Below are 23,924 nucleotides of genomic sequence, written 5' to 3' on the forward strand. Positions count from 1 at the left end.
TCAGGCGAAGGGATCGGCGGGATAGCCCACGCCGGTCAGGTAAAGTCCCTGCGGCGGGCAGACCGGGCCGCAGGCCGCGCGGTCGCGCGCCGCCAGGGCCTCGGCCACGCGGTCGGGGTGCCAGGCGCCCGCCCCCACCCGTTCCAGCGTGCCGACGATGGACCGCACCTGGTTGTGCAGGAAGGACCGGGCCCGCAGGTGAAAGCGGTATTCGTGGCCCCGCGGAATGGGAAACTCCTCGATCCTGATGGCGTCCAGCGTCTTCACCGGGCTTTTCGACTGACACATGGTCGACCGGAAGGTGGTGAAGTCGTGGCGGCCCAGCAGATGCGCCGCGCCCGCGCGCATGGCCTCCAGATCCAGCGGGCTCAGCACCTGCCAGACCCGGCCCCGGTCATGCGTGACCGGCGCGCGCCGGGCGACCAGGCGAAAGCTGTAGCGCCGCTCCTGGGCCGAGAATCGGGCATGGAAATCCTCGTCCACGCGCGCGGCGGCCAGGATGGCGACAGGGGCGGGCTTCAGGTGCCAGTTCAGCGCCTCGGACAGGCGGAACGGGTCCCAGTCGCGGGCGAGGTCGGCATGGGCGACCTGCCCGGTGGCGTGGACCCCCGCGTCGGTGCGGCCGGCGGCCGCGATGCGCGCGCCCTGGGCAAAGCCCGGGTCCAGCCGGGCCAGCGCCGCCTCGATCGCGCCCTGCACACTGGGCTGTTCGGCCTGCGCCTGCCAGCCGGCAAAGGGCGTGCCGTCATAGTCGATCAGCAAGGCAAAACGCGGCATCAGCGTCTCGTCGGCTCGCGCGGGATCAGCAGGTCGTCGAGCGTCATCGGCCGCTCGAGTTCGGCCGGCTCGGAGGACTCGGCCGGGGCAGGGGGCCGCACGCCTTCGCGGGCCAGCCGGTCGCGCAGCACGCTGATCTCGATATCCAGGTCGGCGCGGTCGCCCTCGACCAGCTTGCGGGTGCGGGCGGCGAACTGCGATTCCAGGTCGCCCAGCAGGGTTTCGTAATCCTGGCGCGCGCGCGGGTCGCGGGTCTGGGCATAAAGGTCGGCGAACTTCACCGTCGCATCGCGGGCGCCCTGCAGATAGACGCCCATGTAGCGCCGGGTCGCGGCGATGTCGCCCGGGTCCTGTTCGATGCGCTGGAACAGGTCGCGCGCGGTGGCCGCGAACATGGCGACCCGGGAGTCCAGCCGGCGGTCGCCGGTGCGCAGGATCGCGTCCTGCATGGCCTTCAGATGCGCCTCGCCTTCGGCGATGATGCGGTGGGCGCGGTCCTGCTGGACGCTGTCGATGCCCTCCATCCCCTTGTCGCGCATCGGGTCGGGGCCAAAGGCCAGCCAGTGCAGCACGCCGCCCGCGACGCCGATGACGGCGGCGCCAAGCTCGGCGCCCGGCACCCAGGACCCCACGCCCAGCGCCACGCCGGTCAGGATGCCGCCGAACAGCTTGCGCGGCCAGGCGGGGCGGCGGGCGACGGCGCGGGCGTCATAGGCCGCCTCGGCCCGCAGCCCTTCGCGCGTCAGGGCCATCCCCAGCGCCAGCCCGCCGAAGGCCGCAAGATGCGCGGCAAGGCCCAGCGGCCCCTGCCAGAAGGCGCTCAGCAGGAACGGGATCCCCATGAGGGTGATCCAGCGGGTGCGCGATTCCAGCGGATGGCGCAGGTCGCGCGGGCGGGGCAGGGGGCGGCGGTCGTCCGGCCGGGCCTGCGGCGAATGGGGGCCCGTGTAGCGTTTCGCCATGATCAGCCCGCGCCCCCGAACGAGGCGTAAAGCACCAGCCCCATCAGCAGGAAAAAGGACAGGCGCTGTGTCGCTTTGCGGGACATGGGTTTCCTTTCGCGGCCAGTCGTTCGCCTGCCAGCATATAGGACGGCCCCGGCCCGAACAAAAGGCCGGGCCGGGCAGGCCGGTCGAACAGGGAAGGGAAATGGAGCGGGTGATGCGGAGTGAACCCACGTATTCAGCTTGGAAGGCTGCTGCTCTACCATTGAGCTACACCCGCGTCAGGGCTTTCTATAGGCAAGCGGACACAGGCTTGCAAGCGTCGTGCGCCGTCCCCCTGCCGCCAGCTTGACGGCGGCGGGGGCGCACGGCAAGCAAGGTCCATGATCGACGTTCGTCCCGTGGCCAATACGATCGGCAGGCTGGTCATCACGCTGGGGGCGGCGATGATGCTGCCGGCTGTCGTCGATTGGTGGGCGGGCGATCCGCATTGGAAGAGCTTTCTGGAATCGGCGATCCTGACTGCGCTGGCCGGCGCCTTCATCACGCTGTCCACCCGGGACGTGGACCGCACCCTGACCATGGAGCAGGCCTTCCTGATGACCGCCGCGATCTGGGCGGTGCTGCCGGCGGCGGGGGCCGTGCCCTTCATGATCGGCGCGCCGCATGCCAGCTTCACCGACGCCTATTTCGAGGCGATGTCGGGCCTGACCACGACCGGCACCACCGCCTTCGTCGGGCTGGACCATCTGCCCAAGGGCACGAACCTGTGGCGCGCCTTCCTGAACTGGGCGGGGGGCTTGGGGATCATCGTCGTCGCCATGATCTTCCTGCCGGTGATGAAGGTCGGCGGCATGCAGTTCTTCAAGTCCGAGGGCTTCGACACGCTGGGCAAGATCCTGCCCCGCGCCTTCGACATCGCGCGCGAGACGACGGCCGTCTATTTCGCGCTGACCTGCACCTGCATGGTGGTCTATATCCTGCTGGGCATGACCGGGTTCGACGCGCTGGTGCTGGCGCTGTCGACCTGCTCGACGGGCGGCTTTTCAAACTACGACAGCAGCTTCGCGCCCTTCATCGGGCCGGCGGAATATGCGGCCTCGTTCTTCATGATCCTGGCCTCGCTGCCCTTCATCCGCATGGTGCAGCTGATCCGGGGCTCGGCCCAGCCCTTGTGGCGCGACATCCAGGTGCGGGCCTATCTGCGCTGGACGGCCTATGCCATCACGGCCATCGTGGTCTATCGGCTGCTGTGGCTGGACGCCAAGGACCCGCTTCATGTCCTGCGCGAGACGACGTTCAACGTCATCTCGACCTTCTCGGGGACGGGCTTTGCCTCGACCGACGTACAGCTTTGGGGGCATTTCCCCTTTGTGATCCTGGTGATCGTCGGGCTGATCGGGGGCTGCACCGGCTCGACATCCTGCTCGGTCAAGGTATTCCGCTATCTGGTGCTGATCCAGGCGGTCAAGACGCAGCTGCGCCGGATGCAGTCGCCGCACCGCATCTTTCCGCTGCTTTACGACAGCCGCCCGCTGGACGAGGACGTGGTGGATTCGGTCATGGCCTTCTTTACCCTGTTCATGCTGACCTTCGGCCTGCTGATCGTGGGGCTGGCGATGACCGGGCTGCATCCCCGCACCGCGCTGACCGGGGCCTGGACGGCCATCGCCAACGTGGGCGTGATCTGGGGGCCCGAGCTTAGCCCGAACGGCGCGGTCAGGGACATCCCGACCGCCGCCAAATGGCTGATGAGCCTGGGCATGTATGTCGGCCGGCTGGAGCTGCTGACCGTGCTGGTCATTCTGATGCCCCGGTTCTGGCGCGCCTGAAGGGGGTCAGTTCGCCGCCGGGTCGCCGGCGCCGGGCGCGGCTACGGTGGCGCCGGGGGCAAAGCGCATCAGGCTGTCGGCGATCTCGGCGCTCAGCGGCGGACGCCTCCTCGGGGTCCTGGGCGGGCCAGTCAGGACGAAGCCCTGCACCATGCCGTCGACGACCCGGCCCTCGGCATGGCCGATATGGGTGTCGTTCCGCCCGTGCAGGGTGACGGCGCCGCGTTCCACCCGGCGCTCGGGACTGGGCACCCAGCCAAGCGCGGTGACGAGGCCGGCCAGGTCCAGCATCTCCTGCTGCCCGCCGGGCTGGCTGAACAGGATCAGCGCCGCGCCGGACCCGTCCTTGGGCCCATAGATCGACAGCGTCCGTTCCGAGCGGTCGAACTGCAGCCTGTCCATCGGCGCGGGCAGTTCCAGCCCGGTGTGGTCGTCGCGCAGCTGCGTCAGACCGATCTCGGCCCGCCAGGCCTCGCGCCGGCGGATCAGCTCGGCCATGGCCGTCGCGGTGTCGGGCGAGGCGCGCAGCCGCACGATTTCCTCGGCGATGGCCTTTTGCGTCATCGGCCCGTCCTTGCCGTCGATGGGGCCGTCGTAATGCCCGGCCCACCGCAGGGCGCGCTGGATTTCCTCAAGCGGCGGCATGGGCACGGGCGCGGCATCGGGGCCGGGCGGCGGCCCCAGGTCGGGCTTGGCGCCGATGACCGCGATCTCGCCCAGCTTGTCGCCCTCGGTCAGATAGGCGTCGCGCGTCACGGCGTCGGCGTTGCGCAGGGCGCGCAGCCAGGCCTTGCCCGTGACTTCGTCCATCGGCCGAAGGCCACGGCCAGGCGGCCGTTTGGCAGGGACCACAGCGCGGCATCGGGCAGGGTCTCGCGCCATTTGGCCAGCATCTTTCGGTCCTTCAGCTCGGTCTGGTGGTGGAAGCGATGCGGATGAAGAACTGTTCGGGCGGCGGGGCAGGCTCGGCTGCGGCCGGTTCGGCGGCAGCGGGCAAGGCCGCAGGGGCCGCGGGCGCGTCTTCTCCTGCCAGGTCGCCCAGCACCGGCTCGGCCATGCCGACGGCTGCTGCGCCGGTCGCGGGCGCCGCGTCCTGCGGCAAGGTCGAGGGGCTGCCCGCCGCCGGCGCCTCGGCCGGGGCCGGGGTCGCGGCCGAGGCTCCCGCCAGGGGCGTCAGGGCGCGGCCTTCGGCGGCCGACAGGAAGCTGTCGCCCGGCACTTTGCGCTCGGTCTTCAACTGCTCCAGCCGGGTCTCGGCCTCGGCCCGGGGCATCGGACCCAGCGCGATCGCCACCCAGTTGTCGCCGGCCGGGAACGTCACCACGTCGGGAAACTGCGTCGCCCAGCCTTGGGCGGCCGCCTGGGCCGCGTCCGCGCCGCGCTTGGCCTCGATGCGGATCACCACATCCTCGGCCCATGCGCCTGGCGCCGCGCCGACCAGCGGCAGCGCCGCACCCAAGACGAAAGCAAAGCGCCGCATCCGTGTCCCTCTCATTGACCCTGCGCCGCCCTCTGCCTAGAAGGCGGCAGACATTTCCTGCCAGTTATGCCGAAGGATGCAGCGATGACCAGCCCCCAGGACAATCAGACGGCGAAACCCGTCTGCTTTCAGGACGTGATCCTGCGGCTGCAGTCCTATTGGGCGGGGCAGGGCTGCGCCGTTCTGCAACCCTATGACATGGAGGTGGGCGCGGGCACCTTCCACCCGGCGACCACGCTGCGCAGCCTTGGCGCGCGGCCTTGGGCTGCGGCCTATGTCCAGCCCTCGCGCCGCCCGACCGACGGCCGCTATGGCGAGAACCCGAACCGGCTGCAGCACTATTACCAGTACCAGGTCATCATCAAGCCCAGCCCTGCGAACCTGCAGGACCTGTATCTGGGCAGCCTCAAGGCCATCGGCCTGGACCCGATGATCCACGACGTGCGCTTCGTCGAGGACGACTGGGAAAGCCCGACGCTGGGCGCCTGGGGCCTGGGCTGGGAGGTCTGGTGCGACGGCATGGAAGTCAGCCAGTTCACCTATTTCCAGCAGGTCGGCGGGCATGACTGCAAGCCGGTCTCGGGCGAGCTGACCTATGGGCTGGAACGGCTGGCCATGTATGTGCTGGGGGTCGAGCATGTCATGGACATGCCCTTCAACCATCCCGAAAGCCCCATTCCGCTGAGCTATGGCGACATCTTCCGCCAGGCCGAGCGGGAATATTCGCGCTGGAACTTCGACCAGGCCGATACCGACACGCTGCTGCAGCACTTCAAGGACGCCGAGGCGGAATGCGACCGCATCCTGACCGCGTCCGAGACCGACGCCGCCGGCCGCACGATCCCGATGGCGCATCCGGCCTATGACCAGGCGATCAAGGCCAGCCACCTGTTCAACCTTCTGGACGCGCGCGGCGTGATCTCGGTCACCGAGCGTCAGGCCTATATCGGCCGCGTCCGCGCGCTGGCGAAACGCTGCGCCGACCTGTTCGTGACCACCTCGGCCGCGACGGGCGAGGCGCTGCCCGCCTTTCCGGCAGGGGCCTGAATGAACGGCCGCATTCCCGCGCTGGTCCTGATCTGCGCCGCAGTCGCTGCGGGCGTGGGCGTCTGGTATGCGCAGGAATACGGCTTTTACGACCGGCTGGACCCGGCCGGCGTGACGCTGACCGTGATGGCCCAGGGCAAGCCCGTGCCCCTGGCCGCGCGCGAGGTGCAGGCCATCGACGCCGACAGCTCGCCCATCCGCTGGCGCGCCTGCTTTCGGCTGACCGGCGCCCTGCCCGAGGGGGCCGAGCCCTTTTCCCAGCCGACGCCCCTGATCGGGCCGCGCTGGTTTTCCTGCTTCGACGCCGGCCGGATCGACGCCGACCTGAAATCCGGCGCGGCGCAGGCCTATCTTGGCCAGCCCGAGGTTCGCCCCGACGTCGACCGCGTGATCGCGGTCTATCCCGACGGGCGCGCCTACGGCTGGCAGCAATTCAACGACAAGACCCCCGAACGCGGAGTGATGGACTGATGCCCGACCTTCTGATCGAGCTTTTCTCGGAGGAAATCCCGGCGCGGATGCAGGCCCGTGCCCGCGAGGACCTGAAGAAACTCGTCACCGACGGGCTGGTCGAGGCCGGGCTGACCTATGCCTCGGCCGGCGCCTTCTCGACCCCGCGCCGGCTGGCGCTGGCGGTCGAGGGCCTGACCGCCCACAGCCCGACCACGCGCGAGGAACGCAAGGGCCCGCGCACCGACGCGCCCGACGCGGCGCTGCAAGGCTTCCTGCGCTCGACGGGGCTCAGCAAGGATCAGCTGGAGGCCCGCGACGACAAGAAGGGCCAGGTCTGGTTCGCCGTGATCCAGAAGCCCGGCCGCCCGGCGTCCGATATCGTGGCCGAGGTGCTGGAAGCCGCCATCCGCAATTTCCCCTGGCCCAAGTCGATGCGCTGGGGCGCGGGCAGCCTGCGCTGGGTGCGCCCGCTGCATTCCATCATCTGCCTGCTCTCGGACGAATCTGGCGCGACCGTGGTGCCGTTCCAGATCGAGGGCATCGCCGCCGGCAACACGACGCGCGGCCACCGCTTCATGGCCCCCGGTGCCTTCACCGTCTCGGGTTTCGACGACTACGCCGCCAAGTTGCGCCGCGCCAAGGTCATGCTGGACAGCCACGAACGCGAAGCCGCGATCCGGCAAGAGGCCGCGAATCTCGCCTTTGCCCGCGGCTGGGAGATCGTTCCGGACGAGGGGCTGCTGTCCGAGGTCGCCGGTCTGGTCGAATGGCCGGTGGCCCTGATGGGCGCCATCGAGGACCGCTTCCTGTCCCTGCCGCCCGAGGTTCTGCAAACCTCGATGAAGGAACACCAGAAGTTCTTCTCGGCCCGCAATCCCAAGACCGGCCGGATCGAGGGCTTCGTGACGGTCGCCAATATCGAGACCCCGGACCACGGCGACACCATCCTGAAGGGCAACCAGCGCGTGCTGGCCGCGCGTCTGTCCGACGCGGCCTTCTTCTGGGACAACGACCTGCGCGAGGCGCGGGCCGGGATGGCGGCCTGGTCCGAGGGGCTGAAATCGGTCACATTTCAGAGCAAGCTGGGATCGCAGGCGGATCGGGTGGCGCGCATCGCAGCCCTGGCACGCGAGATCGCCCCGCTGGTCGGGGCCGACCCGGATCAGGCCGAGGACGCCGCGAGGATCGCGAAGCTCGACCTGCGCTCGGCCATGGTCGGCGAGTTCCCCGAGCTGCAAGGCACCATGGGCCGCTATTACGCGCTGGAGGCCGGCAAGGATGCCGAGGTCGCCGACGCCGCCCGCGACCACTACTCGCCGCTTGGGCCGTCCGACGCCGTGCCGACGGCGCCGGTTTCGCTGGCGGTGGCGTTGGCTGACAAGCTGGACACTTTGACCGGGTTCTGGGCGATTGACGAGAAACCCACGGGGTCGAAGGACCCCTTCGCCCTGCGCCGCGCGGCGCTGGGGGTGATCCGGCTGGTGCTGGGGAATGGGGTGCGGGTTGAAGTTCGTCAAGGAAATTATTGATCGCGAAAGCTAGTTCCCAACCATCGCCGAGGCTCGGCAAAGCTTTGAACCAAGAGCATTATCGAACTGCGGCGAAATCTAGCGTGCGCACCAAGCCGAAGGTAGGTTTGAGCCCTTAGCTGCCCTTGGTTATGACCACGCGATGCGTCATAGCAGAGGCTGTGACAACATGCCGGTTTTGACTTGGACAGCCAAACGCTTCTGCGGTGACAGGCGCCAAGAAGCTGCCAATATAAAGCGGCGGCGATACTTCATCGTGACGAGGTAATTGAGTGGCTGGCATCCGTGCCTAACGACCTCCTCGCCTTCCTCCACGACCGCCTCAAAGTCTACCTCCGCGACCAAGGCATCCGCCACGACATCATCGACGCCGTTCTCAGTATGCCCGGCAATGACGACCTCGTGCTCCTGGTCAACCGCGCCACCGCCCTGAACGACGTCTTGAAGACCGAGGACGGCACCAACCTGCTGCAAGGCCTGAAACGCGCCGGCAACATCCTCGCCCAGGCCGAGGACAAGGACGGCGTCGAATACAGCTTCGGCGCCGATCCGAAGTTCGCGGAAACCGATCAGGAACGCGCCCTCTTCGCCGCCCTCGACAAGGCCGAGCCCGCGATCCGCGAGGCCGTGCGGCTCGAGGACTTCCAGGCCGCGACCCAGGGCATCGCCACGCTGCGCGCGCCGATCGACGCCTTCTTCGAGGCGGTGCAGATCAACACCGACAACCAGGTCCTGCGCCGCAACCGCCTGAACCTCTTGTCTCGCATCCGCGAGGCCGGCCGCCTGATCGCCGATTTCGGCAAGATCGAGGGCTGAGCCGCTCACCGTTGGGCAAATACCCCGGGGGGTCCGGGGGCGGCGCCCCCGGTCCGGCGCTGCCCCTCGTTTCCGCGCTTGCAGCATGTCCCGGCGCGCGCCTAAGGTGACGCGATCATGACCGCCCTGTTTGAATCCGACGCCATCATCGAAATCACCCCCTCGGCGGGGGTTTCGACGGCGCGCCACGGCTGGCGCGCGAAATGCCTGCAACGGCTGGTGCGAATGGACCGCCGGGCCGACCAGCTTTGCGCGGTCGGCCGACGCGGTGCGCGCCATCGCGGCCGGGCAGATGCCGGAGCGATCCTACCTGGCAGCGATGGTCGAGCGCGCGAACGGGCTGGTCAGCGTGCGGCCCTCGGCGGTCGATCCGGCCTGGGGCGGGCCGGGGACGGTCCTGAACGTGGGCATCAACGACGCGCTGCACCGCCGGCTGGTCGAAAGCCACGGCCAGGCGGCGGCCGATGCGCTGTATCTGGGCTTCGTGCAGGCCTATGCCATCCACGTCGCGCGGCTGGACCCGGACATGTTCTCGGACAGCGAAGGCGGGCTTGCCGCCGCCCTGCGCGCCTATGAGGCCGAGACGGACGAGGAATTCCCCCAGGATCCCGCCCGCCAATTGGCCGAGGTGCTGCGCAGCATGGCGCGCGCCTGGGACGGGCCGACCGCGCGGCTGCTGCGCCAGGCCAAGGGCGCGCCCCCCATCGCGCCGCTTGGGCTGGTCGTGCAGGACATGGCGCTGGCCATGGGGCCGGGCGTCACCGGCTCGGGCACGATCCAGTTCATCGACAGCGTGACCGGCACCCCCCGCATCACCGGGCGCTTTCGCGGCCAAAGCCAGGGCCGTACCCGCGGCGCCGGGGCCGAGACGCTGTATCTGACCCGCGACCCGCGCGGCCCCAGCTTCGAGGAAGCCGCGCCCGAGGTCTTTGCCGACCTGGTCCGGTTCGGCGTCGCCGCCCGCGAACGCCTGCGCGAGGAGATGCAGATCGAATTCGTCGTGACCGACGGGCGGCTGTCGATCATCGACGCGACGCGGGTGGCGCGCAATTCGCGCGCCAGCGTGCGCATCGCCACGGCGCTTGCCCGCGACGGCATCATCCCCCCGGCCGAGGCGGTGATGCGGGTCGAGCCGCGGGCGCTCTCGGACCTCTTGCATCACCAAGTCGATCCGCGTGCGCCGCGCGACATCCTGGCGCGGGGCATCAACGCCAGTCCCGGCGCTGCCACCGGCCGCATCGTTTTCACCGCCGCCGCCGCCCAGGCCGCCGAGGCGCGGGGCGAACGCGCGGTCCTGGTCCGGCGCGAAACGGTCCCCGAGGACATCCGGGGTATGCACGCCTCGGTCGCGGTCCTGACCGAACGCGGCGGCATGACCAGCCACGCGGCCGTCATCGCGCGCGGCCTGGGGCTGCCCTGCATCGTGGGCGCCAGCGGCATCAGCATCGACACCCGCGCCCGCACCCTGCAGGTCGGCCCCCGCATCCTGCACGAGGGCGAGGAGATCACCATCGACGGCACCTCGGGCGAGGTGCTGGCCGGCGCGGCCGAGATGCTGGAGCCGGCGCTGGACGACAGCTTCACCCAGCTTCTGGACTGGGCGGACGACCACTGCCGGATCAAGGTCCGGGCCAATGCCGACACGCCCGAGGACGCCCGCACCGCCCGCACCTTCAACGCGCAGGGCATCGGGCTTTGCCGCACCGAACACATGTTCTTCGACGACGAGCGCCTGCCCGCCATGCGCGAGATGATCTTTGCCGACAAGCCCGAGGATCGCCGCCTGTCGCTGGAGCGCCTGCTGCCGATGCAGCGCAGCGACTTTGCCGCGCTGTTCGAGATCATGGCCGGGCTGCCCGTCACCATCCGCCTGTTCGACCCGCCGCTGCACGAATTCCTGCCCCACGACCGCGAAGGGATGCGCGAACTGGCCGAATCGCTGGACCTGCCGCTGTCGGACGTGACCCGGCGGGTCGAGGCGCTCAGCGAATTCAATCCGATGCTGGGGATGCGCGGCGTGCGGCTGGGCATCACCGTCCCCGAGATCTATGACATGCAGGCCCGCGCCATCTTCGAGGCGACGATCCTGGCCAGCCGCAACGGCGCGCCGGTGGTGCCGGAAATCATGATCCCCCTGGTCAGTGCCCGGCGCGCAGGTCGAACTGGTCAAGAACCGCATCGACGCCGTCGCCGCCGCCGTCAGGAACGAGACGCGCAAGGACTTCACCTATCGCCTGGTTGTATGGCGCAGCCACTGAGTGCCGCCAGCGGGCGGGCGATTTCGCCGACAGCGGCCTCTGTCCTTCGGCACGACGATGACGCACGATGACCTATGCCTATCGCCGACGATGCCGGCCGCTTCATGGGCACCTATGTCGGGCAGGGCGTCTATGCCGAGGACCCGTTCCACATCCTGGATTGCGAGGGCGTGGGCGAGCTTGTCGCCATCGGCACCGAACGGGCGCGCAGCCGCGCGCCGGGGATCACCATCTCGGTCTGCGGGGAACATGGCGGCAACCCCGAATCAATTGCCTTCTGCCTGCGGGCGGGTGTGAACTATGTCTCGTGCTCGCCCTTCCGGGTGCCGGTGGCGCGCCTTGCCGCGGCGCAGGAATCGATTCTGATGGCCCGCGAAGCGGCCCGAAACGAGCCGATCACCAAGTCGTAAGCAGGCGACCTTTTGGCTGGAACCCGCCCGTTAACCTTTTCGGCGTCGGCAGGTTTCCGCTAAAATCCTCGATTTAGCGGCTTTTTTCCCCTTTCACCAAGATGTGGGGTAGATCGGCGCATCCGGTTTCGGCCCATTGGCGCCAGAAAGGGCCCGCAGCGGTCCGATGACGAAACCGACCGGACAGTGACCGGAACCCAGTAACAGGACAAACATGCCGACACCTCAGTCATGGCTGGCGCGCGTTGCCTTGTGTGTTGCCGTCGCGCTTTCTTCAGTCGTGGCCGCCCCTGCCTTCGCGGACACCCAAGCCCAACGCCAGGGCGCGCAAGCCCAGCAAAAGACCAAGCGCCTGGCCGCCACGCCGGCGGCAAGCATCTCGACCCGCGACCTGCAGTGCCTGTCCGAGGCGCTGTATTTCGAAGCCCGCGGCGAGGGCGCTCAAGGCCAGCGCGCGGTGGCCGAGGTCATTCTCAACCGCGTGGATCATCCCCGGTTCCCGAAAAGCGTCTGCGGCGTCGTGAACCAGAGCGGTCAGTTCACCTATAAGAAGACCCGCATTCGCGAACGCGGCGCCTTTGCCCGCGCCCAGCAGATCGCCCAGGCCGCACTGTCGGGCGCGCCGCGCAACCTGACCGATGGCGCGACCTATTTCCACACCCGGGCGGTCAAGCCGTCGTGGTCGCGCAAGTTCGAACGGACGGCGCGCATCGGCAGCCACGTGTTCTATCGCTCGGACCGCCGGCTGGCGTCGAACTGACGCAATCCTGCCATGCCACCTGCGGTCCCGTCCTTGCGGCGGGGCCGTTTTTCGTCGATGAGAAGGCGCATGGACCAGCCCGACCGCATCCACCTGCGCGATTACATCGTCTCGACCGAAATCGGCGCCTTCCAGACGGAACGCGGCCTGAACCAGCGTCTGCGCTTCAACATCGACGTGGCGTTGGCCAGCCCGGTCGCCGGCGCCGGGGACGAGGTCGACCGCATCCTCAGCTATGACATCCTGACGGGGGCGGTATCGGCGGGGCTGGCGGATCGCCGCTATGACCTGCTGGAAACCCTGGCCGAACAGATCGCGGCCCTGATCCTGGCGCATCCCGGCGCGGCCGAGGTCGCGGTGACGGTGGAAAAGCTGGACCGCGTGCCGGGGGCGCTGGGCGTGACGCTGGTGCGCAACCGGGCGCGGGTGGCCGCCGAACCGGCCAAGGCGCCGATCCGGGTGGTCTTTCACGGCGTCGACAGGGACTTGCCGCCGGGGGCGGTGGCGCTGGTGCCCGACGCCCCCCGCCTGCCGCTGCCCCAGGGCGGCCACGCGCGCGAGTCGCGCTGCTGGCGCTGGACCAGGCCGCCTGGGCGCTGGCCGGCCGTCTGGGCCTGACCGTCGCCGACAGCCGGACCGAGCTTGACTGGGCTGCCGCCGAGGCGCGCGCCGTCGTCTGGGCCCCCGCGCGCATGGCGCGCGACGTGCCCGACCTGCGCCCGAGCCCACGGCCCTGGCGCTGTGGCTGGCGCAGAGGCTCGGGGCTACGCGGCTGGACTGGGCCCTGCGCGACGGCGAGGCGCCGCCCGCGCCCCCCGCAGGTTTTTCCATCCCGACCGGGCGGCTGTGAGCGGCCTTTGCTTTGCCGGCCGCCGGGGCTAGGAACGGCGCATGAGCGACTATTTCCGTCCTATTCCCTGCGACCACGGCCGCTGGCGCCTTGCCGGCGGCTGGGTGCGCTTTTCGCAACTGGAACTACTGGCGCGGGGCCAGCCCCCCCGTGTGGTCGACAGCGCCCCGCCCGAGGTGCTGGAGGCGCTGACCGCGCCACGCCCCGCGGTGTTGGGTCTGTCGCTGGACCGCCCCCGGACATGGGCATCGTGAACGCCACGCCCGACAGCTTTTCGGACGGCGGCCGCTATGACGGCGCGACCCACGCCCGCGCGCTGGTCGCGCAGGGCGCCGCGATCCTGGACGTGGGCGGCGAATCGACCCGCCCCGGCGCGGCCGAGGTGCCGGTGCCCGACGAAACCGCCCGGATCCTGCCGGTCATCGGCGCCGCGCGCGGCCTGGCCCCGTCTCGGTCGATACCCGCAAGGCGGCGGTCGCCCAAGCCGCCATCGCGGCGGGGGCAGAGATGGTCAACGATGTCTCGGGACTGGATTTCGATCCCGGCATGGCGGGGGTGGTGGCGCGGGCGGGCGTCGCGCTGTGCCTGATGCACGCGCAGGGCATCCCCGAGACGATGCAGGACAATCCCACCTATGGCGACGTGCTGCTGGACGTCTATGACGCGCTGGCCGAACGCATCGCCCGGGCCGAGGCGGCGGGAATCCCCCGCGACAGGATCGTGATCGACCCGGGCATTGGTTTCGGCAAGACCCAGGCGCATAATGCGATCCTGCGACGGATCTCGTCTTCACGGTCTGGGCTGCGCGGTGCTGCTGGGGGTGTCCCGCAAGGGCTTCATCGGCGCCATCGGCGGCGCGGCGCGCGCGGCGGACCGGGCCGCCGGGACGCTGGCGGTGACGCTGGCGGGGGTCGCGCAGGGCATACAGATCCACCGCGTCCATGACGTGGAAGAAACGAGGCAGGGTCTGGCGCTGTGGCGCGCCGTGACCGGGGGGGACGAATGAGCAGCAGGAAACTTTTCGGCACCGACGGCGTCCGGGGCCGCGCCAACAGCCATCCGATGACGGCCGAGCTGGCGCTGCGCCTGGGCTCCGCCGCCGGGCGCTATTTCCGCCGGGGCGGGCAGGACCATCACCGCGTCGTCATCGGCAAGGACACCCGTCTGTCGGGCTACATGCTGGAAAACGCGCTGACGGCCGGGCTGACCAGCACGGGCATGAACGTCTTGCTGCTGGGGCCGGTGCCGACGCCCGCCGTGGGCTATCTGACGCGGTCGATGCGGGCGGACCTGGGCATCATGATCTCGGCCAGCCACAACCCGGCGGCGGACAACGGCATCAAGTTCTTCGGCCCCGACGGCTTCAAGCTGTCGGACGAGGCCGAGGCCGAGATCGAGCGCATCGTCGCGGGTGCCATCGACCTGGCGCAACCCCAGAACATCGGTCGCGCCAAGCGCATCGACGACGGCCGCGGGCGCTGGACTATGCCGACGCCTTCATGGCCGCCGGCCAGCGGCTGGGCGCGAAGATGTATCACATGCGCCTGGCGCCGCCATCGCGCCGCGCCGGACGTGCTGTGGGAACTGGGGGCCGAGACCCGCTGGGCGTTCATCCGAACGGCAACAACATCAACGAGGGCGTGGGCTCGACCCACCCCGAGGCCTGCGCGCGGGCGGTGCTGGAGCACGGCGCCGACCTGGGCATCAGCCTGGACGGCGACGCCGACCGGGTGATGATCATCGACGAAAAGGGCCAGGTGGCGGACGGCGACCAGATCATGGCGCTGCTGGCGGGCCGCTGGGCGGACCAGGGCCGGCTGCGCGGCGGCGCGCTGGTCGCTACGGTCATGTCGAACCTGGGGCTGGAGCGGTTCCTGCAGGACCGCGGGTTGCGGCTGGAGCGCACCGCCGTCGGCGACCGCTACGTGGTCGAGCGGATGCGCGGCGCGGGCTTCAACCTGGGGGGCGAGCAGTCGGGCCATATCGTGATGACCGACTATGCCACCACCGGCGACGGGCTGATCGCGGGGTTGCAGTTCCTGGCGGCGCTGTCGGACAGCGGCCGGCGCGCCTCGGACCTGGTGGCGCAGTTTCAGCCGGTGCCGCAGATGCTGAAGAACGTGCGCTATGCCCAAGGCGCCGACCCGCTGTCGGCCGAGGCCGTCAAGGCCGAGATCGCCCGGGCCGAGGCGCGGCTGAACGGCCAGGGCCGCGTCCTGATCCGCAAGTCGGGCACGGAGCCCCTGATCCGCGTGATGGCCGAGGCCGAGGACGAGCATGTCCTGCGCGAGGTCGTCGACGGCATCGTCGCGGCGGTCGAGAAGGCGGCCTGAACCCTGCGGCGGCGTCCCTGGTGGCGCCGCCGTCACTTGGGTATTTGAAAAACGGAGAAAGCCTGCCGCCGACCGGTCAGAGCGCCGTCGGATCGTAATCGTAGAGCCAGGCGAAGCGTTCGATCAGGCGGGCGGGCGCAAGCGTCGAGACGGCGCGCAGCCCGGCATGGGCCACGGCGCGGGCCGGGCCCTGCAGGTGGTAATTGCGGGCATTGTCGTTCGCCGCCTTGACGATGCGCTGGCAACGGGGCTGGCGCAGCGCCTGATAGCGCGCCAGGGCCGGGGTCAGCGCGTCCTCGGAAAGGCAGCGCGCCAGCACGGCGGCATCCTCGATCGCCATGCAGGCCCCCTGCGCCATGTGGGGGCGCATCGGATGGCAGGCGTCGCCCAACAGACCAGCGCCGGGCCTTGCCCCGCGGGGCGCTGCCAATGTGCAGCGACGGGATGGCGGAACAGGCCCCACAGGCTGACCTGATCGACCGCCGCCAGCCAGTCCGGCAGCCGGTCCGCCGAAATGGCCGAAGGCCGCGCGCAGATCGGCGGGACGCCCGGCTGGGACCAGCCCTCGTCCCGCCAGTCGGGGCGTTCGACCACGGCGACGATGTTGCGCATTCCCTGGCCCACGGGATAGCTCACGAGATGCCGCCCCGGGCCCATGAAGACCTGGGCGGCGGGTTGGGCCCCCGGCTCGGCCGGGATCACGGCGCGCCAGGCGGTCTGGCCGGTGAAGAAGGGAATTTCGGGCCCGTTCAGCAGGGGACGCATGCGGCTTTTCACCCCGTCGGCCCCGACGACCAGGTCGGCCTGCGGCGGCGTGGCGATATCCTGGTCCAGAAGGATGCGGGCGCCGGCGTCCCGGGCGGCATCGGCCAGCAGCTCCAGAAGCCGCGCGCGGTGGACCAGGCGAAAGCGGTCCTTCGGCCGGTACCGCGCAAAGTCCAGCCTGGCGACCAGCCGGGCCGAGGAATCGCGCAGCTCGACCCGCTCGGACGGGACCGAGACCGCCTGCAGCCGGGGCCACAGGTCAAGGGCGTCGAGGATGCGCAGAGCATTGGGAGAGAGTTGCAGCCCCGCGCCAACCTCGCGCAGCGCATCGGCGCGTCGTGGACGGTGACGCTTGCGCCGCGCCGGGCCAGCGCCGTCGCGGCGGTCAGGCCCGCGATTCCGGCGCCGACGATGGCAATGGACAGGGAATGCAGCTTGGACATGCGGCTTGATGGCGCAGGTGCACGGGGCACATGCGCGCCCCAGGGATCAGTCGTCGCGGTGGACGCGTTCGCGCCGCTCGTGTCTTTCCTGCGCTTCCAGCGTCATGGTCGCGATCGGACGGGCATCCAGTCGCTTCAGGCTGATCGGCTCCCCGGTCATTTCGCAATAGCCGTATTCGCCGGTCTCGATCCGGCGCAGGGCCGCGTCGATCTTGCTGACCAGCTTGCGCTGGCGGTCGCGGGTGCGCAGTTCCAGCGAGCGGTCCGTTTCCTCGGACGCGCGGTCGGCCAGGTCTGGCACGTTGCGGGCGCTGTCCTGCAAGCCTTCCAGCGTTTCGGCGGACTGGTCCAGAAGCTCCTGCTTCCAGGCGACCAGCTTGCGGCGAAAATACTCGAGCTGCCGCTCATTCATGAAAGGTTCGTCTTCGGCGGGGCGATAATCTTCGGGCAGAAAGGTCTGGGCTTTCATCGTTCCTCCGGGAGCCGGGGCTCTGTGCCAGCTCCTTGCGGCCCCCTTAAAGGAAGCCCGGCGGAATGTCACTATGCCTTTCCGGCAGGTCGGGCCGCCTGCGCTTGCGAAGCCCGGGCGAGGCTTCTAGGCTGCCGGCGTTGCACAAGGGACAGGCGGATGCAGTTTTCTTCGACCCCGGATTATGTGGTGCCGCCCGACCTGGCGGTGGCGGTCAACGCCGCGATCACGCTGGAACGGCCGCTGCTGGTCAAGGGCGAACCGGGCACCGGCAAGACCGAACTGGCGCGCCAGGTGGCAACCAGCCTGGGCCTGCCGATCATCGAATGGAACGTGAAATCAACGACCCGGGCGCAGCAGGGGCTTTACGAATACGACGCCGTGTCGCGGCTGCGCGACAGCCAGCTGGGGGACGGGCGCGTCCACGACATCGCCAATTACATCCGCAAGGGCAAGCTGTGGCAGGCCTTCGAGGCGCCGGGCAAGGTCGTCCTGCTGATCGACGAGATCGACAAGGCCGATATCGAGTTTCCGAACGACCTGCTGCAGGAACTCGACCGGATGGAGTTTCACGTCTACGAGACCGGAGAGACGATTCGCGCCCGGCACCGGCCAGTGGTCGTCATCACCTCGAACAACGAAAAGGAACTGCCGGACGCGTTCCTGCGCCGCTGCTTCTTTCACTACATCCGCTTTCCCGATGCCGAGACGCTGCAGAAGATCGTCGAGGTGCATTTCCCCCGGCTGAAACCCCGCATGCTGGACGAGGCGCTGACCCAGTTCCTTGAACTGCGCGCGGTGCAGGGGCTGAAGAAGAAGCCGTCGACCAGCGAACTGCTGGACTGGCTGAAGCTGATCCTGGCCGAGGACCTGTCCCCCGAGGACCTGAAGCGCCCGGCGGGCGAGGTGCTGCCCAAGCTGCACGGTGCGCTGCTGAAGAACGAACAGGATGTGGCCCTGTTCGAGCGGCTGGCCTTTCTGGCGCGGCGGCAGCGATGATCCGCGACCTGCGCCCCGACGACCGCGCGGCCTGGCAGCGGCTTTACGAGGGTTATCAGGCGTTCTACGGCTTTCCCGACCGGCCCCGGGGTTTCTATGACAAGGCCTTCGCCCGGCTGATGGCGCGGGATGCGCGGGATTTCCGCGGGCTGGTCTTTGATGACGGAACGGGGCTGCTGGGGCTGGTGCATTACGTCTTTCACCCGAACCTGTGGCGGGACGAGGGCGTCTGCTATCTGCAGGACCTGTTCACCGACCCGCAGGCGCGCGGGCGCGGGGTGGCGCGGGCGCTGATCGAGGCGGTCTATGCCGCCGCCGATGCGGCGGGCGTCCCCGCCGTCTACTGGCTGACGGCCGAGGACAATTATGCGGGCCGGATGCTTTACGACAAGGTGGCGCAACGCTCGCCCTTCATCCGGTATCAGCGGCGGCTGGGGTAGGGCTTTTGCCCGTCGCGGTCATTCGTGCCGGCCAAAGCTCGCACGCACATGATCCGCAAAAGCCTGCGCCGCCGAGCCGTATGACACCGTTTCGATCGGTATGAGTGACCACCAGGACGAGGACTCCGGCAACCTCGCCGATGCTGTTCATCCGCCTCTCACCGTAATCGCGCCGCGTGTCCTCCATGACTGCCGCCACCTGACCGGCGGCGGCCTCGAAGATGCGGCAGGCAATCTTGAAATCCACCCCGTGCTTTTCAATGTTGCTGGCAAGGGCCGCGGCCCGCCAGGGGCATCCATGCGAGGACAGGGCGAGCGGCACGGGGGTCCTGGAGAATGCCATGCCGTCGCGGGCGCCGACCCAGACGAGAGGCTCCGAATGAATGACCTCTCCCGGTGCCGGATCGGATTGGGCCGAGACGGTGAGGATCATGTCGATCTCTGCCGCCTCGAACCGCCGGGCCAGGATCGCGCTGGTCGACAGAAAGACCTCGACCTCGACAAGGGGATGGGTCGCGGCAAAGCGTGACAGGATCGCGGGAAGAGAGCGCACGCCGAAATCGTCGGGGGCGCCGAACCGGACCCGTCCTTCAAGCTGCGGCACCCTAAAGCGGGACAGAGCCTCGTCATTGATGCGCAGGATGTCCCTGGCATGGACAAGAAATGCCTCGCCGTCTGCGGTCAGCGTCACATGGCGCGGGTGCCGGACAAACAGGGCGCGCCCCAGCTGATCCTCAAGCCGCCTGATCTGCATGCTGACCGCCGACGGAGTCCTGAACACCCGTTTTGCCGCGACCGTGAAGTTCCCGGTCTCGGAGATGGTCACGAATGTCTTCAGAAGGTCGGTCTCGAGAAGATTGTTCTGCTGCGGTTGCATGGCCCGTCTCGATCAATTTTCCTGAACGATACACTAAGAACTATGCGCTGTATTGAAGAATATCCAACCTACACCGCCAACCTACAAGACCAGGAACTGGCCCGCGTACAATAGAGCGCTTAAGCGTCGGGGTTCGCTGACGATATGGTTTGACCCCGCCATGACTTGGGAAGCCGAGCCCACCGGCAAGCGTGGCCGCCAGCACGACTATAGCGATGCCGCCATCCAAACCTGCCTGACGATGAAGGTTTTGTTCGGCCTGGCGCTAAGACAGACCACTGGGTTCGTCGAGAGCCTGCTACGGCTGATCGGTCTGGACTGGGCGGTGCCGGACTTCAGCACGCTTAGCCGTCGCCAGAAAACCCTGAAGGTCAGCATTCCCTATCGTGGGTCGGATGGGCCGCTGCACCTGCTGGTCGACAGCACTGGCATCAAGGTTGAAGGCGAAGGCGAGTGGAACGCCCGCAAGCATGGCGGCGCTAAACGCAGGGTCTGGCGCAAGATCCACATCGGAATTGACGAGAAATCCTTGGAAGTCCGGGCAGCTGGATTCACCACGAGTGGGATCGGTGATGCGCCCATACTACCTGAGCTGCTGGACCAGATCCCGCCCGATCAGGAGATCGCCACCGTCACCGCCGACGGTGCCTTCGACACGCGCAAGTGTCATGATGCCATCGCTGCCCGGGGCGCCGCCGCAATCATTCCGCCCCGAAAGAACGCCAAGCCCTGGAAGCCCGACACCGCCGGGGCCATCGCTCGGAACGAAATCCTGCGCACATCGAAGCGCGTCGGTCGGACCATCTGGCGACGATGGAGCGGCTATCACCGCCGAAGCCGGGCCGAGACCAAGATGCACTGCGTCAAGTTGCTGGGCCAACGCCTGTCCGCGCGGGACTTCGACCGTCAGGTGGCCGAGTTCCAAGTCAGGGTCGCGGTCCTGAACAGCTTCACCCGCTCGTGAAGTTCCCGGTCTCGGAGATGGTCACGAATGTCTTCAGAAGGGTCCGGTCTTCAGACGGTCGGTTCGAGAAGATTGTTCTGCTGCGGTTGCATGGCCCGTCTCGATCAATTTTCCTGAACGATACACTAAGAACTATGCGCTGTATTGAAGAATATCGCCATGCGACCTTGACCTCAACAAAGGAGGTCAGGATGGCCAAGGAAACATGCACCATGAACCCGCCCTCACGTAACCCGTGGATCGGAACTGCCCTGCGTGGCTCGTTTTCGCGGCTGCGAGGACTGTTTGAAACCTATCGTCAGAACAGGGAGAGGCGCGACGCGTTCCTGAACTTGCTTCGCCTGGACGACCAGATTCTGGACGATATCGGCGTGAGCCGGGCAGAGGTGGCATGCGCTGCCCGCCTGCCGCTTCGATTGAACGCATCAGATATGCTGGCAGCCAAGGCGCACGCACGACGGAAGGGGTGGATCGGCTAGCGCAGGACGCACCCAGCCCTGGCAGGCCGCAGGACAGCGGCCGATTGCGTTCCGAAGCGCACATCGCAACCCGCAACGAAAAAGCCCGCCTTGCGGCGGGCCGGTCGGTCGGGTCGGGCTGTATTCAGCGCAGCCCGGTTTCGTCCAGCAGGCCCTTTTTCTTGGCCTCGTAGTAATAGCCGCGAGAATACCATTTCACCGCGCCGTCGTAATTGCCGCCGGCCACCAGATAGGCGCCGCGCAGGTATTTCACGCCGTATTTCAGGTTGGTTTCCGCATCCAGCAGGCCCGAGGCGCCGCCCTTGTAGCCCATGCCCCGCGCGGTGGCGGGCAGCATCTGCATCAGCCCGTAATAGGGGCCGTTGCGGGCGCCGGGACGATGGCGCGATTCGCGGATGATGACGCGGTGGACCAGATCGACCGGGACCTGGTATTCGGTCGCATATTTGTCGATCAGCCGGCGCAGTTCGGGCGTCTCGTTGGGATGCAGGCGCATCGTCTGGGCCGCCGAGACGCGGGGTTCGACCAGATAGCGGCGGTCGGGATCGACGCGGTTGTCGCCACAGGCGCCCAGAGCAAATATACCGCCCAGTGCCAGCACTTGGATCAACGCTTTCATCTGTGCCCTCGTTTTATCCTTGCCGTCGATTAGCCACAGCGGCGGCATCCTGGGAATCGAAAGTTTCGGGCCGCGCCGATGAGGAGCGGCCCGTCGGCGGTTTCCCGCCATCAATTCATGGTTGAATCGGTAAGGATCCGCCGATGCGGCTTCAGACGTGGATGGCGCCGTCACCGCAGGCCAGGGCCGCCTCGCGCACCGCTTCCGAACAGGTGGGGTGGGCGTGGCAGGTCAGCGCGATATCCTCGGCCGAGGCGCCGAATTCCATCGCCACGCAGACCTCGCGGATCAACTCGCCCGCGCCGGGGCCGATGATGTGGCAGCCCAGCACCCGGTCGGTTTCGGCATCGGCGATCATCTTGACGAAGCCCTCGGCCTGGAACAGGGCCTTGGCGCGCGCATTGCCCATGAAGGGGAACTTGCCGACCTTGATCTTGCGGCCGGTTTCCTTGGCGGCTTCCTCGGTCAGGCCGACCGATGCGACCTCGGGGGTGGTGTAGATCACGCCGGGGATCACGTCGTAATTCACATGCCCGTGCTTGCCGGCGATGACCTCGGCCACTGCCATGCCCTCGTCCTCGGCCTTGTGGGCCAGCATCGGGCCGGGCACCGCGTCGCCGATGGCGTAGATGCCCTTCACGCTGGTCTGCCAGTGGCCGTCCACCTTGACGAAGCCGCGCTCGGTCAACTCGACCCCGACCTTGTCCAGGCCCAGACCCGCGACATAGGGGCGGCGGCCGGTGGCGACCAGAACCGTTTCCGCCTCGATCACGTGCTCGCTGTCGTCCTTGCGCAGGGTATAGGCGACCTTGGCGCCGTCCTGGCCGGTCGTGACGCCCGAGACCGCCGCGCCCAGCACGAATTTCAGCCCCTGCTTGGTCAGGATCTTCTGGAACTGCTTTTGCACCTCGCCGTCCATGCCGGGCGTGATGATGTCCAGGAATTCGACCACCGTGACCTCGGCCCCAAGCCGCGCATAGACCGAGCCGAGCTCAAGCCCGATGACGCCCGCGCCGATCACCACCATGGATTTCGGGATCTGGGGCAGCGCCAGCGCGCCGGTGGAATCGACCACCACGCCGCCGGCATTGTCGACCTCGACGCCCTTCAGCGATGCGGGTTCGGAGCCCGAGGCGATGACGATGTTCTTCGTCTCGTGCACCGTATCGCCGACCTTGACCTTGCCCGGCCCCTCGATCTCGGCCCAGCCCTTGATCCAGTCGATCTTGTTCTTCTTGAACAGGAACTCGATGCCCTTGGTGTTGCCGGCGACCGTCTCGGCCTTGTAGCCCTGCATCTTGGTCCAGTCGACGGTGACATGGGCGCCGGTCAGGCCCATCTTGTCGAAGTTCTCATGCGTCTCGTGCAGCAGGTGGCTGGCGTGCAGCAGCGCCTTGGACGGGATGCAGCCCACGTTCAGGCAGGTGCCGCCCAGGGTCTCGCGGCCCTCGACGCAGGCGACCTTCAAGCCCAGCTGGGCTGCGCGGATGGCGCAGACATAGCCCCCGGGGCCGGCCCCGATCACGATCAGGTCATAGGTGGACATTCAGGTCTCCTTGCAGCAGCACGGCGCCGTCCGCGCCGCTTCGGTTCAGGTCAGCAGGCTGGCGACGATCATCACCAGCGTCGAAAGAAAGCCCACCGCCCAGATCAGCGAACGCCAGGGCGACCAGCCCCAGGCATAGGCCGGAACGTAAAGCAGGCGGGCGAACAGATAGAGCCAGGCGCAGACCGCCGTGACCAGGCTGTCGGTGTCCGTGACCATCACCAAGAGCACGGCGATGGTGAACAGGATCAGCCCTTCGAAATGGTTGTCGACGGCGCGCCGCAGCCGCCCGGTCAGGACCGAGAACTGCGGCTGGCTGTCGCGCGGGCTGGCGTTCCAGTCCAGCCCCACGTCCCGGTTCATCGCGGCCCCCGCAAGGCCGATCTGCGCCGCCTGCAGCAGCGCGGCCAGCGCGAGGGCCGTGGTTTCGGCAGCCATCAGACCGTCTCCACGAAATGGTAATCCGCCGACAGGACGCCGGCCCGGCTGTTGAAGACACCGGCGGCGCCTTGCAGATAGTCCCGCGCCCGGGTGGCGTCCGCCACCTGGTACAGCGCCCAGGCATTGCGGTCGTCCTCGTGCCACAGCTGCAGCAGGGACAGGCTGTTGTTGCCGCGATCCTCGGCGTCCTGGTCGAACTGGCTGCGAAAGGCGGCGAAATCCGCGACGGTATAGTGGGCGATCATCTGGGTCATGGCTTCACTCCTGGGGTCGGGTCGAGGGCCGGCCGGCACGGTCGGCAGGCGGGCCCTGGCGCGGCTCAACCAGACAGGCCGGAAAGAGTTGCGCCACCCCGAAGGGAAAGGGGGCGGCGCCTGGCCGCCCCCGATGCTG

Annotated in this window: 22 protein-coding genes, 1 tRNA gene and 4 pseudogenes; 13 read left to right on the forward strand and 14 right to left on the reverse strand. The window is 68.4% G+C overall.

All coding sequences use genetic code 11. The annotated features are described in order from the left end of the window. The 3 genes from truA to DPM13_RS11600 form a co-directional block, all read right to left on the reverse strand. Nucleotides 1-777, reverse strand: coding sequence for a tRNA pseudouridine(38-40) synthase TruA (truA, locus tag DPM13_RS11590; RefSeq protein WP_112888064.1), 777 nt, complete (start codon nucleotides 775-777; stop codon nucleotides 1-3). Further along, nucleotides 777-1,739 (reverse strand): 5-bromo-4-chloroindolyl phosphate hydrolysis family protein, encoded by a 963-nt coding sequence (locus DPM13_RS11595; RefSeq protein ID WP_112888065.1) that lies wholly within the window; start codon nucleotides 1,737-1,739, stop codon nucleotides 777-779. The genes truA and DPM13_RS11595 overlap by 1 nt, the downstream gene beginning before the upstream one ends. Before the next feature lie 188 nt (nucleotides 1,740-1,927). Then, nucleotides 1,928-2,001: transfer RNA gene (locus DPM13_RS11600), tRNA-Gly, on the reverse strand. 103 nt (nucleotides 2,002-2,104) lie between these two features. Here DPM13_RS11600 and DPM13_RS11605 point away from each other — a divergent pair. Then, a complete protein-coding gene (locus DPM13_RS11605) occupies nucleotides 2,105-3,553 on the forward strand; it encodes a TrkH family potassium uptake protein (protein WP_112888066.1) in 1,449 nt (482 codons plus the stop codon). 6 nt (nucleotides 3,554-3,559) lie between these two features. Here DPM13_RS11605 and DPM13_RS23220 read toward each other — a convergent pair whose 3' ends face one another. Continuing rightward, nucleotides 3,560-4,363, reverse strand: a complete 804-nt coding sequence (locus DPM13_RS23220) for a peptidoglycan-binding domain-containing protein (RefSeq protein WP_223251974.1) — start codon at nucleotides 4,361-4,363, stop codon at nucleotides 3,560-3,562. A gap of 94 nt (nucleotides 4,364-4,457) precedes the next feature. Continuing rightward, complete coding sequence (locus tag DPM13_RS23225) at nucleotides 4,458-5,033, reverse strand: hypothetical protein (protein ID WP_223251975.1); 576 nt, start codon at nucleotides 5,031-5,033, stop codon at nucleotides 4,458-4,460. Nucleotides 5,034-5,117: 84 nt separating this feature from the next. Here DPM13_RS23225 and DPM13_RS11615 point away from each other — a divergent pair, with 84 nt between their 5' ends. From DPM13_RS11615 to glmM, 8 genes and pseudogenes are all read left to right on the forward strand, one after another. Then, nucleotides 5,118-6,080 carry a glycine--tRNA ligase subunit alpha gene (locus DPM13_RS11615; RefSeq protein ID WP_080621802.1) on the forward strand — a complete coding sequence of 321 codons (963 nt, stop codon included), beginning with the start codon at nucleotides 5,118-5,120 and terminating at the stop codon, nucleotides 6,078-6,080. Beyond that, the gene (locus DPM13_RS11620) at nucleotides 6,081-6,551 is read left to right on the forward strand and encodes a DUF6446 family protein (protein WP_080621803.1); all 471 of its coding nucleotides are present in this window, start codon (nucleotides 6,081-6,083) and stop codon (nucleotides 6,549-6,551) included. Further along, nucleotides 6,551-8,878: pseudogene (gene glyS / locus DPM13_RS27035) on the forward strand (glycine--tRNA ligase subunit beta). Before DPM13_RS11620 ends, glyS begins: the two are co-directional and overlap by 1 nt. A 117-nt stretch (nucleotides 8,879-8,995) precedes the next feature. Next, a pseudogene (locus tag DPM13_RS11635) lies at nucleotides 8,996-11,546 on the forward strand (putative PEP-binding protein). Between the two features lie 280 nt (nucleotides 11,547-11,826). Then, complete coding sequence (locus tag DPM13_RS11640; RefSeq protein WP_317616304.1) at nucleotides 11,827-12,306, forward strand: cell wall hydrolase; 480 nt, start codon at nucleotides 11,827-11,829, stop codon at nucleotides 12,304-12,306. A gap of 69 nt (nucleotides 12,307-12,375) precedes the next feature. Next, nucleotides 12,376-12,924, forward strand: coding sequence for a dihydroneopterin aldolase (locus DPM13_RS11645; protein WP_223251977.1), 549 nt, complete (start codon nucleotides 12,376-12,378; stop codon nucleotides 12,922-12,924). Between the two features lie 273 nt (nucleotides 12,925-13,197). Further along, nucleotides 13,198-14,162, forward strand: a pseudogene (gene folP, locus DPM13_RS11650) (dihydropteroate synthase). Beyond that, nucleotides 14,159-15,489 (forward strand): annotated as a pseudogene (glmM, locus tag DPM13_RS11655) (phosphoglucosamine mutase). Before folP ends, glmM begins: the two co-directional pseudogenes overlap by 4 nt. A gap of 76 nt (nucleotides 15,490-15,565) precedes the next feature. Here the strand turns inward: glmM and DPM13_RS26060 are convergent. The 4 genes from DPM13_RS26060 to dksA are packed head-to-tail and all read right to left on the reverse strand — an operon-like array spanning nucleotide 15,566 to nucleotide 17,166. Then, the gene (locus DPM13_RS26060) at nucleotides 15,566-15,859 is read right to left on the reverse strand and encodes a Rossmann-fold NAD(P)-binding domain-containing protein (RefSeq protein ID WP_112888067.1); all 294 of its coding nucleotides are present in this window, start codon (nucleotides 15,857-15,859) and stop codon (nucleotides 15,566-15,568) included. After that, the gene (locus DPM13_RS26065; protein WP_189654643.1) at nucleotides 15,775-16,254 is read right to left on the reverse strand and encodes a Rossmann-fold NAD(P)-binding domain-containing protein; all 480 of its coding nucleotides are present in this window, start codon (nucleotides 16,252-16,254) and stop codon (nucleotides 15,775-15,777) included. The genes DPM13_RS26060 and DPM13_RS26065 overlap by 85 nt, the downstream gene beginning before the upstream one ends. A gap of 8 nt (nucleotides 16,255-16,262) precedes the next feature. Continuing rightward, nucleotides 16,263-16,697 (reverse strand): FAD-dependent oxidoreductase, encoded by a 435-nt coding sequence (locus DPM13_RS27040; RefSeq protein WP_112888069.1) that lies wholly within the window; start codon nucleotides 16,695-16,697, stop codon nucleotides 16,263-16,265. Between the two features lie 46 nt (nucleotides 16,698-16,743). Next, on the reverse strand, nucleotides 16,744-17,166 hold the full coding sequence (dksA, locus tag DPM13_RS11675; RefSeq protein ID WP_028720374.1) for an RNA polymerase-binding protein DksA: 423 nt from the start codon (nucleotides 17,164-17,166) through the stop codon (nucleotides 16,744-16,746). A 159-nt stretch (nucleotides 17,167-17,325) separates the two neighbouring features. Between dksA and DPM13_RS11680 the strand changes: the two genes are divergently transcribed. Continuing rightward, nucleotides 17,326-18,165: an AAA family ATPase gene (locus tag DPM13_RS11680; protein ID WP_112888070.1), complete on the forward strand. Its 840-nt coding sequence runs from the start codon at nucleotides 17,326-17,328 to the stop codon at nucleotides 18,163-18,165. Next, nucleotides 18,162-18,605 carry a GNAT family N-acetyltransferase gene (locus DPM13_RS11685; protein WP_080621809.1) on the forward strand — a complete coding sequence of 148 codons (444 nt, stop codon included), beginning with the start codon at nucleotides 18,162-18,164 and terminating at the stop codon, nucleotides 18,603-18,605. Before DPM13_RS11680 ends, DPM13_RS11685 begins: the two co-directional genes overlap by 4 nt. On the opposite strand, the gene DPM13_RS11690 is transcribed toward DPM13_RS11685, so the two are convergent. Beyond that, nucleotides 18,577-19,482 (reverse strand): LysR family transcriptional regulator, encoded by a 906-nt coding sequence (locus tag DPM13_RS11690; protein ID WP_112888071.1) that lies wholly within the window; start codon nucleotides 19,480-19,482, stop codon nucleotides 18,577-18,579. The genes DPM13_RS11685 and DPM13_RS11690 overlap by 29 nt on opposite strands. 61 nt (nucleotides 19,483-19,543) lie before the next feature. Between DPM13_RS11690 and DPM13_RS11695 the strand changes: the two genes are divergently transcribed. Together DPM13_RS11695 and DPM13_RS20860 are read left to right on the forward strand one after the other, a co-directional pair. Beyond that, a complete protein-coding gene (locus DPM13_RS11695; RefSeq protein WP_112888760.1) occupies nucleotides 19,544-20,446 on the forward strand; it encodes an IS5 family transposase in 903 nt (300 codons plus the stop codon). A 191-nt stretch (nucleotides 20,447-20,637) separates the two neighbouring features. Further along, nucleotides 20,638-20,925: a DUF1127 domain-containing protein gene (locus DPM13_RS20860; RefSeq protein WP_189654644.1), complete on the forward strand. Its 288-nt coding sequence runs from the start codon at nucleotides 20,638-20,640 to the stop codon at nucleotides 20,923-20,925. A gap of 124 nt (nucleotides 20,926-21,049) precedes the next feature. Here DPM13_RS20860 and DPM13_RS11705 read toward each other — a convergent pair whose 3' ends face one another. From DPM13_RS11705 to DPM13_RS11720, 4 genes are all read right to left on the reverse strand, one after another. Further along, nucleotides 21,050-21,544: a lytic transglycosylase domain-containing protein gene (locus DPM13_RS11705; protein ID WP_112888761.1), complete on the reverse strand. Its 495-nt coding sequence runs from the start codon at nucleotides 21,542-21,544 to the stop codon at nucleotides 21,050-21,052. Nucleotides 21,545-21,695: 151 nt separating this feature from the next. After that, nucleotides 21,696-23,090 (reverse strand): dihydrolipoyl dehydrogenase, encoded by a 1,395-nt coding sequence (gene lpdA / locus DPM13_RS11710; RefSeq protein ID WP_112888073.1) that lies wholly within the window; start codon nucleotides 23,088-23,090, stop codon nucleotides 21,696-21,698. Between the two features lie 45 nt (nucleotides 23,091-23,135). Continuing rightward, nucleotides 23,136-23,528, reverse strand: a complete 393-nt coding sequence (locus DPM13_RS11715; RefSeq protein ID WP_112888074.1) for an MAPEG family protein — start codon at nucleotides 23,526-23,528, stop codon at nucleotides 23,136-23,138. Next, complete coding sequence (locus tag DPM13_RS11720; RefSeq protein ID WP_112888075.1) at nucleotides 23,528-23,785, reverse strand: hypothetical protein; 258 nt, start codon at nucleotides 23,783-23,785, stop codon at nucleotides 23,528-23,530. The genes DPM13_RS11715 and DPM13_RS11720 overlap by 1 nt, the downstream gene beginning before the upstream one ends. Nucleotides 23,786-23,924: the final 139 nt, after the last annotated feature.

The sequence above is a fragment of the Paracoccus mutanolyticus genome (genome assembly GCF_003285265.1).
In the GTDB taxonomy this organism is placed as follows: domain Bacteria; phylum Pseudomonadota; class Alphaproteobacteria; order Rhodobacterales; family Rhodobacteraceae; genus Paracoccus; species Paracoccus yeei.

Excerpts from the sequence above, each read along its gene's own strand:
- truA (WP_112888064.1), bottom strand. The coding sequence starts at position 777 with ATGCCGCGTTTTGCCTTGCTGATCGACTATGACGGCACGCCCTTTGCC.
- DPM13_RS11595 (WP_112888065.1), bottom strand. The coding sequence starts at position 1,739 with ATGGCGAAACGCTACACGGGCCCCCATTCGCCGCAGGCCCGGCCGGAC.
- DPM13_RS11605 (WP_112888066.1), top strand. The coding sequence starts at position 2,105 with ATGATCGACGTTCGTCCCGTGGCCAATACGATCGGCAGGCTGGTCATC.
- DPM13_RS23220 (WP_223251974.1), bottom strand. The coding sequence starts at position 4,363 with ATGGACGAAGTCACGGGCAAGGCCTGGCTGCGCGCCCTGCGCAACGCC.
- DPM13_RS23225 (WP_223251975.1), bottom strand. The coding sequence starts at position 5,033 with ATGCGGCGCTTTGCTTTCGTCTTGGGTGCGGCGCTGCCGCTGGTCGGC.
- DPM13_RS11615 (WP_080621802.1), top strand. The coding sequence starts at position 5,118 with ATGACCAGCCCCCAGGACAATCAGACGGCGAAACCCGTCTGCTTTCAG.
- DPM13_RS11620 (WP_080621803.1), top strand. The coding sequence starts at position 6,081 with ATGAACGGCCGCATTCCCGCGCTGGTCCTGATCTGCGCCGCAGTCGCT.
- DPM13_RS11645 (WP_223251977.1), top strand. The coding sequence starts at position 12,376 with ATGGACCAGCCCGACCGCATCCACCTGCGCGATTACATCGTCTCGACC.
- DPM13_RS26060 (WP_112888067.1), bottom strand. The coding sequence starts at position 15,859 with ATGCGCCCCCACATGGCGCAGGGGGCCTGCATGGCGATCGAGGATGCC.
- DPM13_RS26065 (WP_189654643.1), bottom strand. The coding sequence starts at position 16,254 with ATGCGTCCCCTGCTGAACGGGCCCGAAATTCCCTTCTTCACCGGCCAG.
- DPM13_RS27040 (WP_112888069.1), bottom strand. The coding sequence starts at position 16,697 with ATGTCCAAGCTGCATTCCCTGTCCATTGCCATCGTCGGCGCCGGAATC.
- dksA (WP_028720374.1), bottom strand. The coding sequence starts at position 17,166 with ATGAAAGCCCAGACCTTTCTGCCCGAAGATTATCGCCCCGCCGAAGAC.
- DPM13_RS11680 (WP_112888070.1), top strand. The coding sequence starts at position 17,326 with ATGCAGTTTTCTTCGACCCCGGATTATGTGGTGCCGCCCGACCTGGCG.
- DPM13_RS11685 (WP_080621809.1), top strand. The coding sequence starts at position 18,162 with ATGATCCGCGACCTGCGCCCCGACGACCGCGCGGCCTGGCAGCGGCTT.
- DPM13_RS11690 (WP_112888071.1), bottom strand. The coding sequence starts at position 19,482 with ATGCAACCGCAGCAGAACAATCTTCTCGAGACCGACCTTCTGAAGACA.
- DPM13_RS20860 (WP_189654644.1), top strand. The coding sequence starts at position 20,638 with ATGGCCAAGGAAACATGCACCATGAACCCGCCCTCACGTAACCCGTGG.
- DPM13_RS11705 (WP_112888761.1), bottom strand. The coding sequence starts at position 21,544 with ATGAAAGCGTTGATCCAAGTGCTGGCACTGGGCGGTATATTTGCTCTG.
- lpdA (WP_112888073.1), bottom strand. The coding sequence starts at position 23,090 with ATGTCCACCTATGACCTGATCGTGATCGGGGCCGGCCCCGGGGGCTAT.
- DPM13_RS11715 (WP_112888074.1), bottom strand. The coding sequence starts at position 23,528 with ATGGCTGCCGAAACCACGGCCCTCGCGCTGGCCGCGCTGCTGCAGGCG.
- DPM13_RS11720 (WP_112888075.1), bottom strand. The coding sequence starts at position 23,785 with ATGACCCAGATGATCGCCCACTATACCGTCGCGGATTTCGCCGCCTTT.